General features: G+C 59.0%; 8 protein-coding genes. 2 read left to right on the top strand and 6 right to left on the bottom strand.

Going from position 1 to position 7958, the window contains the following annotated elements; translation table 11 throughout:
- A partial coding sequence (locus Q4D83_RS11055) for a hypothetical protein (protein ID WP_303175354.1) occupies window positions 1-215 on the top strand: 215 nt, incomplete at its 5' end.
- Between the two features lie 216 nt (window positions 216-431).
- On the opposite strand, the gene Q4D83_RS11050 is transcribed toward Q4D83_RS11055, so the two are convergent.
- The 4 genes from Q4D83_RS11050 to Q4D83_RS11035 are packed head-to-tail and all read right to left on the bottom strand — an operon-like array spanning window position 432 to window position 4349.
- A complete protein-coding gene (locus Q4D83_RS11050; RefSeq protein ID WP_303175353.1) occupies window positions 432-785 on the bottom strand; it encodes a hypothetical protein in 354 nt (117 codons plus the stop codon).
- A gap of 43 nt (window positions 786-828) precedes the next feature.
- Window positions 829-1578, bottom strand: a complete 750-nt coding sequence (locus Q4D83_RS11045) for a succinate dehydrogenase/fumarate reductase iron-sulfur subunit (protein WP_303175352.1) — start codon at window positions 1576-1578, stop codon at window positions 829-831.
- Complete coding sequence (locus Q4D83_RS11040) at window positions 1578-3584, bottom strand: fumarate reductase/succinate dehydrogenase flavoprotein subunit (protein WP_303175351.1); 2007 nt, start codon at window positions 3582-3584, stop codon at window positions 1578-1580. Before Q4D83_RS11040 ends, Q4D83_RS11045 begins: the two co-directional genes overlap by 1 nt.
- Window positions 3585-3593: 9 nt before the next feature.
- Window positions 3594-4349, bottom strand: a complete 756-nt coding sequence (locus Q4D83_RS11035; RefSeq protein WP_303175350.1) for a succinate dehydrogenase cytochrome b subunit — start codon at window positions 4347-4349, stop codon at window positions 3594-3596.
- A 464-nt stretch (window positions 4350-4813) separates the two neighbouring features.
- Here Q4D83_RS11035 and ramB point away from each other — a divergent pair, with 464 nt between their 5' ends.
- Entirely contained in the window at window positions 4814-6238 is a 1425-nt protein-coding gene (ramB, locus tag Q4D83_RS11030) for an acetate metabolism transcriptional regulator RamB (protein WP_303175349.1), read from the top strand.
- Here the strand turns inward: ramB and Q4D83_RS12070 are convergent.
- Both Q4D83_RS12070 and lpdA read right to left on the bottom strand, forming a co-directional pair.
- Window positions 6235-6423, bottom strand: coding sequence for a DUF6767 domain-containing protein (locus tag Q4D83_RS12070; protein ID WP_368502215.1), 189 nt, complete (start codon window positions 6421-6423; stop codon window positions 6235-6237). The two genes, ramB and Q4D83_RS12070, sit on opposite strands and share 4 nt — an antisense overlap.
- Before the next feature lie 38 nt (window positions 6424-6461).
- On the bottom strand, window positions 6462-7877 hold the full coding sequence (gene lpdA / locus Q4D83_RS11025; RefSeq protein ID WP_303175348.1) for a dihydrolipoyl dehydrogenase: 1416 nt from the start codon (window positions 7875-7877) through the stop codon (window positions 6462-6464).
- Between the last annotated feature and the right edge of the window lie 81 nt (window positions 7878-7958).

The following is a 7958-nucleotide window of genomic DNA, read 5'->3' as shown; positions in this document are numbered from 1 at the left end:
ACACCCAACAATTCACAGCCACACCAAACACCACCAACACAAACGTGGCAAAAGGGAACACAACGGAGTATTACGCAACTCCAAGGCAACGTTTTGAAAGGCTAGCGAGCTTCAAGGCGTTAGCAGGACTGCTGCTACCTGCGGTTCATGCTGCTGGTGCAAACTATGCAGCCTTGTTTTCTATGGCACCCATGGTCACTTCCGACATACTTTGACGGATCCACTGCACATTTACTCCCGGCGGCATTTCGCATCAAGGTCCATTTCGGGCGAAAGAAATACAACCGCCGCCCCATGTCCTTGGTGGAGGAGCATGAGGCGGCGGTTGCGTGGAGGTGCCTGGTTCCCGTCGGGTACGGCGGGAACCTGACCGCTAGGGCCACCCACTGGGTACGCTGCCGAAGCGCACACCCGTTGGGGTAGCCCTCGTTTTAGTGCTTGCGACCGGTAGCAGCCACATAGGCGCGATAGTGGCGGCGCCCATAGTGGATGAGTCCGAAGCCAACAACCAAGAACACAATGGTCATGATCGTGCCGAGTACGGTGAAGAACCCGGAGTCGGCTTGGCTACCAACGGACTGGGTGGCAAGCCCGAAAATGAGCGTACCTACACCGGCCACTGCTGCGAGGACAACGCCCATACCAATCCAGGTGGAGGCGCGCAGGAGCGAGGAGTGCTGAGAATCCAGGCTCGACGGTACGTATCCGTCAATGTAGTGCGGTTCGCCTTCGAACACGCGGAAGGTTTGGTCTTCCCGCGCGGGCAGCGCGTGTGCGTCAGACATGCTGATCGTGCCTTTCGTAATACACCGTAGAGTTAGCTACAGCTTAGTTGTCCTTCGCGGAGAAAGCCGCACGGGCCCGCTCCTTGTTGATCGCAGCTACCGCCGTAAGGGGGATACCTGCGGGGCAAACGTCGGCACACTCACCGAACAGCGAGCACGGTCCGAAGTTGGTTTCCACCTCGTCCACCATCTTGCGGGCGCGCTTGCCGCGCTCCTCTTTGCCTAGGGGCATCAGCGAGAGGTGAACAAGCTTTGCACCGGTGAACAGGTGTGCGGCACCGTTCGGGCATGCAGCGACGCAAGCGCCACAACCGATGCAAGCTGCGTGGTCGAGCGCCAGTTCAGCGGTCTGGTGGTTCATGTGCAGGGTGTCCGCATCGGGGGCGGTACCTGCGTTGATGGACACGTAGCCACCTTGTTGCATGACGCGGTCCAAAGCGGAGCGGTCCACAATCATGTCCTTGATCACCGGGTATGCGGCGGAGCGCATGGGCTCGATCTTCAAGGTGTCGCCATCGTTGTAGTTCACCAGGCGCTGCTGGCAGGATGGCTTGTTCTGTTCCGGGCCGTGGGGACGGCCGTTGACGTTCAAGCCACAGGTGCCGCAAATGCCTTCACGGCAGTCGGAGGCGAATGCGAACGGTTCTTTGCCGGATTCGATGAGCCCTTCATTGACGTGGTCAAGGAGCTCGAGAATGGACATCTGTGCGACAGCATCGTCCACGTCGATGCTCTCGAAGTGTCCCTCGGTGGTCGGTCCGGCCTGACGCCAGATCTCAAGATGCAGTTTCATTACTTGTAGTTCCTTGTCTGCAGCGGGATCGCTTCGAAGTAGAGCGGCTCTGCGTGGCGGATGAACTTGTTCTCACCGGCGGGCTCCCAAGCGGAGACGAAGCACCAGTTTTCGTCGTCGCGCTCCGCTTCGCCTTCTTCAGAGAGGTGGTCGTCACGGAAGTGAGCACCACAGGATTCGTCGCGGTCGAGGGCGTCAACGCACATCAATTCGCCGAGCTCAATGTAGTCGGCGACGCGGTTGGCGTACTCGAGGACCTGGTTCATCTCTTCCTTGTCACCGGTGATGCGCAGGTCGGACCAGAAGGCTTTCCGCAGTTCGCGGATCTTCTCAATGCCGGAAGCAAGGTCGGTGACGTTGCGGGCCACACCACAGGAGAAGTACAGGATGTCACCGAGCTGGCGGTGGAAGTACTCCGGACCGTGGTTGCCGTTGATGCTCATCAACTTGTTGATGCGAGCTTGCGCGCGCTCAACAGCTGCGACGGCTGCGGGGGCGTCTTCAGGTAGCCGTTCGGAACCGAGCAGCGGGCCGAGATAGTTCGGCACGGAGAACGGCAAGGTGAACCAACCATCCACGGATGCGGAGAGCAGCGAGTTCGCGCCCAAGCGGTTTGCGCCGTGGTAGGTCCAGGATGCCTCACCGGCCGCGAACAGACCGTCGATGGAGGTCATTTCGTTGAAGTCGGTCCACAAGCCACCCATGGTGAAGTGGCAGGTCGGGGCGATACGCATCGGGGTGGTGTAGGGATCTTCACCAATGGCCTCTTCGTACATTTGGAAGAGGTTGGAGTAGCGCTCCTTGATGGTGTCCTTACCCAAACGTTCGATGGAGTCGCGGAAGTCCAGGTAGGCGGAGTTGTGCAGCGGACCAACACCGAGGCCAGCGTTAATTTGCTGGGAGATGGCGCGGGACGCGACGTCGCGAGGCACCAAGTTACCGAAAGCCGGGTAGCGACGCTCCAAGAAGTAGTCGCGCTCATCCTCCGGAATGGTGTTGGGGTCGCGGTCGTCCTTGGGCTCCTTCGGCGACCAAATGCGGCCGTCGTTGCGCAGGGACTCCGACATCAGAATGGTCTTGGACTGCCACTCGGAGTTCACCGGCAAGCCGGTCGGGTGGAACTGAATGAACGACGGCGACGCCATGTAGGCACCTTGGTCGTAGGCGCGCATAATTGCGGAAGCATTCGAGTTCTTCGCCAGCGTGGACATGTAGTACACGTTGCCGTAACCGCCGGTAGCAAGAATCACAGCGTGGCCGGTGTGCGCCTTAATCTCGCCGGTGATCAGGTTGCGCATAACTGCGCCCTGGCACACCTTCTTGCCGTCGATTTCGGAGACGATGAGATCCACCATCTCGTTGTGGGTGAAAATTTCCACGGACCCCAAGTGAATCTGGCGCTGCAACGCGGCCGCAGCGGAAAGCTGCAGCTGCTGACCCGTTTGGCCACGGGTGTAGTAGGTGCGAGACACCTGCACACCACCGAAGGAACGGGTGGCCAGCGTGCCGCCATATTCGCGAGCGAACGGGGCACCGATGGCGTTCATGTGGTCGATGACGCGAACAGATTCATAGGCAAGACGCCAACAGTCCACCTCACGGCAGCGGTAGTCGCCGCCCTTCACGGTGTCTTTGACGTGGCGGTACGCGCCGTCGTTATCCACCTTTTTACCGCGGGCGGAGTTCACGCCACCCTGCGCGGCAATGGAGTGCGCGCGGCGAGGGGCATCGTGGTAGGTGAACGCTTTGACGTCGTAGCCGAGCTCGCCAAGCGCGGCAGCAGCGCCACCGCCGGACAAACCGGTGCCGATCACGAGGATGCGGAACTTACGACGGTTCAGCGGGGAGACCAAGTTGTAGTGGTCTTTTTGCCACTCCCAAGCGTCCTTCGAGGGGACGCCCTTCGGCGCGTGATCATCCAGCACGCGGCCAATGGAAACACCTGCTACGACAGAAGCCGGAGCTTTGAATTCGGGCTGGGCAATTGCTTCAGAGTGAGTGCTCATAGGTTTCTCCTAGCCGATCCAGCCGAGGGCGATGGACAGGGGAATAGTGATATTGCCGACCATCACAGCGGCAGGGACCAGGTACGAGACGAACAGCAACACTGCCCGCCAGCGCTTACCGGTAATACCCAAGTCGCTCACCGCGACCCAGATGCCGTGGGAAAGGTGCAAGAACAGGACCAGCATGGCAATGATGTAGAAGATTGCCACGGGCCAGCGGCTGAAACTGGCCACCATGTTTGCGTACACCGCGCCGTGTTCGAATGCGGCTGGAGCTGCGGGCGCAACACCCAAGGTCAGGTCCAAAATGTGGAAAATGATGAACAGCAGCAGCACCAGGCCACTTACAATCATGGTCTGGGTGGCAAAGCTGTTCAGGCCGCCCATCAGGTTGGTGCGGCGGAACTTACCGCGCGATTGATGCGCACGGCCGGTCAGTGCGAACGCGCCGTACACGTGCAGAATCAGAGCGGCAAGCAGAACCAGACGGAAGATCCACAGCACACCTTCGCGCGGAACCAGGGGTTCGCCGACAGTGCGCAGGAACTCGCCGTACTCGTCAATGTGATGAACACCATCATGCATGGGCATGAAGATCTTCAAGTTACCGATCATGTGAACCAATACGAAGCCGCCGAAGATCAGGCCAGTGATGGCCATGGTCAGCTTCAGTGCCCATGTCGGGAATTTGGGCCGCTCACGCAGCGGCTTTTCAGTGATTTTGCCGTGCGCAAGAGCATCACGGTCGTCATATTTAACAGTCATGGCACCTCCAGTGTCGTACTTACCTTACGGCGTTCTGAGCTGGCCTTTCCACCTGACAACAGCCCCTGTGGCGCACGTCACAGTAACGATTTTGACAACCTTTGGCAGCTTTAGGGTAGGCTCACCTTTTTGTGCGAACATTCCAGTGTCAAGCGCACGCCCGCGACAAGCGCAATCGGGAAAATACTTCAATAAATCAACACTTCCGTTGCGTAAACAATCCGCTTTTGACACCCCCACACCCCTGCCCCCATCTGGATTCAACCAAACGGTTGATACGGGCGTTTTCTTACCGCCTCAAGCCTGTCAGATTCGCATTGTTAGCCCCTCATCGAATCCACTGCCAACGCCGTACAATCACCGCTACCGCAGGACAACGGCGGGTTCTTTGCAAAGATACACAGCTTCACAGCTTCTGTAGTTAAGGATGCAACAATGTGTAAGCCACGACTATAGTTGCCGGCATGGGAAAGACCTATGTTGGCTCTCGATTGCGGCAGCTGCGCCGCGAACGCGACTTGAGCCAAGCCTCACTTGCAGCAACCTTGGGCCTTTCAGCAAGCTACGTCAACCAAATCGAACATGACGTTCGACCCCTTACCGTTCCAGTGCTGCTGCGCATCACCGAAGCCTTCGGCGTGGACGCAACGTTCTTTTCCCGCGACGACGATTCTCGGCTGCTCGCCGAAGTCCAAGATGTGGTCTTGGATAAGGAAATCTGCCCGACCACGGTAGAGCTCCAAGAAATATCCGAAATGGTGTACAACCACCCAACCCTGGCGCGCGCCATGGTGGACATGCACCGGCGCTACCGCAACGTACGCGACAAGCTTTCCCTCGCCACGGATACCCGACACTCCCCCACCCCGGACGCGCCGAGTTCGAGCGCGCAGGCGCTGGCAATGCCGCACGAGGAAGTGCGGGATTTCTTCTACGCACGCCAAAATTATCTAGACCCGCTGGATACGGCCGCCGAAGACCTCGCGGAAACGATGATGCTGGGCCCCTATGATATTCGCGCCACCGAGGATGCGATTACCCAGCGCCTACAACGCCACGGCGTCTCAATTTCGAATTCGCGTTCAATTGAGGGCACGCTGCACCACTTCAATCCGGACACGCGGACGCTTACCCTCAGCACCCGGCTCAACCCAGGCCAAAAGTCCTTTCGGATGGCCGCCGAGCTCAGCTATCTCGAGGTAGGTAGCGTCATGGAAGCGATCCTTAACGAAACGTCGTTTACCTCGCCAGAGTCGCGCACGCTCGCATTGCGCGGGCTGGCGTCCTACTACGCGGCGGCGCTCATGCTGCCCTACCAGCAATTTCATGCGGCGTCGGAAACCTCGCGGTACGACATTGAGTACCTCACGCAGATTTTTGGCGTGGGGTATGAGACGATTTGCCACCGCCTCTCCACGCTGCAGCGGCCGAAGCTCCGCGGCATTCCGTTTACGTTTGTGCGCGTGGATCGCGCGGGCAACATGTCCAAACGGCAATCCGCCACGGGGTTCCATTTCACACATTCTGGCGGAACTTGCCCGCTCTGGAATGTGTACGAAACCTTCACTAATCCGGGGCAGATTATGCGGCAAATGACGCAGATGCCCGACGGCCGCAACTACCTTTGGGTTGCCCGCACCGTGCGGCATCACCGGGGGCGCTACAACGAGCCCGGCAAACTGTTTGCCATCGGACTGGGGTGCGAAGCGCGTCATGCCGAACGTACGGTCTATTCCCAGGGCATGGATTTAGAAAACTTCACCGGCGCCACCCCCATCGGTGCCGGTTGCCGCGTCTGCACGCGGGAAAATTGCGCGCAACGAGCCTTCCCGCCCGTCCACCGCACCATTACTATCGACGCCCACCGCTCAACCATCGCGCCGTACTAACCGTCGCGCCGCTTCCGTCGCATCTGTGATTGCAATTCGCGCAGCTCAGGATCGTCGCGGACGAGGGCAACCAGCTGACAATCCTGGGGCCCCGTCGCACCCGGCACACACAGCGAACACGGGTCTCCCTCCCGGATTGGACATCGCGGGGTGGGGAAACCTCGAGGCGTTCGCGCTGCGGCCATGACGAAGACGTTGTCCTAGTGCAAGAAATTGACCTGCACTAGAAGTTGATCATGTGACCACAAATACCTTCGGCGGCTTCCTTCATCGCCTCCGAGAGGGTCGGGTGAGTGTGCACATTTCGGCCGATTTCCTCCGCCGTCAGATCGAACTTCTGCGCGAGCGTGAGCTCAGGCAGCAATTCGGACACGTTGGAGCCGACCATGTGCGCTCCGAGCAGCTCGCCGAACTCGGCGTCGGCAACGATCTTGACAAAACCAGCGGACTCGCCCAGACCCTGCGCCTTACCGTTGGCGGAGAAGGGGAAGGTAGCCACCTTAATCTCGCGGCCGTCGGCAGCCGCCATTTCCCGAGCCTTCTCTTCGGTATAGCCGAAGGACGCCACCTGCGGATTACAGAACGTGGCGCGCGGCATCATCATGTAGTCGCCCAGCTCCATAGTCTCCGCATCGGCAATCGTTTCAGCCGCGACAACACCCTGGGCCTCCGCCACGTGCGCCAGCTGCAACTTCGCGGTGACATCGCCGATAGCGTAGATACCAGGCACGTTGGTGCGCATCCGCTCATCAATATCAATCGCGCCGCGATCGGTGAGCTTCACGCCCGTGTTCTCCAAGCCGTAGCCCTCCACGCGGGGAGCGAAGCCGATGGAGATCATCACGCGATCCACCTTCAGCGTCTCCGTCTTGGAACCGTCCTTGGACTCTACGTCCACCTCAACAACATCACCGTTATCCCGCACCGCGGTGGTCTTGTAGCCGGTGAGCAGCTTCACGCCAAGCTTCTTGTACTGCTTAGCAATCTCCTTGGACACATCCGCATCCTCGTTCGGAAGGACGCGGTCCATGAACTCCACGATGGTGACGTCCACGCCATAATTGGACAGCACATAGGCAAATTCCATACCAATGGCACCCGCGCCGACAATCACCATGGAATCCGGCAGCTCCCGCGACAGGATCTGCTCTTCGAAGGACACCACATTGCCGGACAGCTCCACGCCCGGCAATGAGCGCACGACGGAGCCGGTAGCGATGATGCAGTTATCAAAGGTAATGGTCTTGCCGGCGTCTTTACCTTCGGTAACTTCCAGGCTCTTGGCGTCCTTGAACACACCGAAGCCGTCAAACTCGGTGATCTTGTTCTTCTTCATCAAGTAGTGCACACCCTTGACAATGCCCGCGGAAACTTTCCGGGAGCGGTCGTGGGCGACACCAAAATCGAAGGAGACGTCGCCGGAAATACCGAACAACTTCGCCTCATGATTGAAAGTATGTGCTAGTTCAGCGTTCTTCAGGAGCGCCTTCGACGGAATGCAGCCAATGTTGAGGCACACACCGCCCCAATACTGTTTTTCCACAACCGCGACCTTCAAGCCGAGTTGGGAAGCTCGAATAGCGGACACGTATCCACCAGGGCCCGCGCCAAGTACAACAACGTCAAAATGTTCAGTCACGGGTCCAAGAATACGTGGTGCACCTTTATTTGTCGTCGCGTTCGCCGCTGAACCAAAGAAAGCACCCCGCATCGCGTTGTT

This window comes from Corynebacterium sp., assembly GCF_030532715.1.
Taxonomy (GTDB): domain Bacteria; phylum Actinomycetota; class Actinomycetes; order Mycobacteriales; family Mycobacteriaceae; genus Corynebacterium.
The sequence above is the reverse complement of the archived record's forward strand: the minus strand, read 5'-3'. Positions and strand labels throughout refer to the sequence as shown.

What these genes read in the sequence shown, in the direction of transcription:
- Q4D83_RS11050 (WP_303175353.1), bottom strand. Translation starts at nt 785, where the DNA reads ATGTCTGACGCACACGCGCTGCCCGCGCGGGAAGACCAAACCTTCCGC.
- Q4D83_RS11045 (WP_303175352.1), bottom strand. Translation starts at nt 1,578, where the DNA reads ATGAAACTGCATCTTGAGATCTGGCGTCAGGCCGGACCGACCACCGAG.
- Q4D83_RS12070 (WP_368502215.1), bottom strand. Translation starts at nt 6,423, where the DNA reads ATGGCCGCAGCGCGAACGCCTCGAGGTTTCCCCACCCCGCGATGTCCA.
- ramB (WP_303175349.1), top strand. Translation starts at nt 4,814, where the DNA reads ATGGGAAAGACCTATGTTGGCTCTCGATTGCGGCAGCTGCGCCGCGAA.
- Q4D83_RS11035 (WP_303175350.1), bottom strand. Translation starts at nt 4,349, where the DNA reads ATGACTGTTAAATATGACGACCGTGATGCTCTTGCGCACGGCAAAATC.
- Q4D83_RS11040 (WP_303175351.1), bottom strand. Translation starts at nt 3,584, where the DNA reads ATGAGCACTCACTCTGAAGCAATTGCCCAGCCCGAATTCAAAGCTCCG.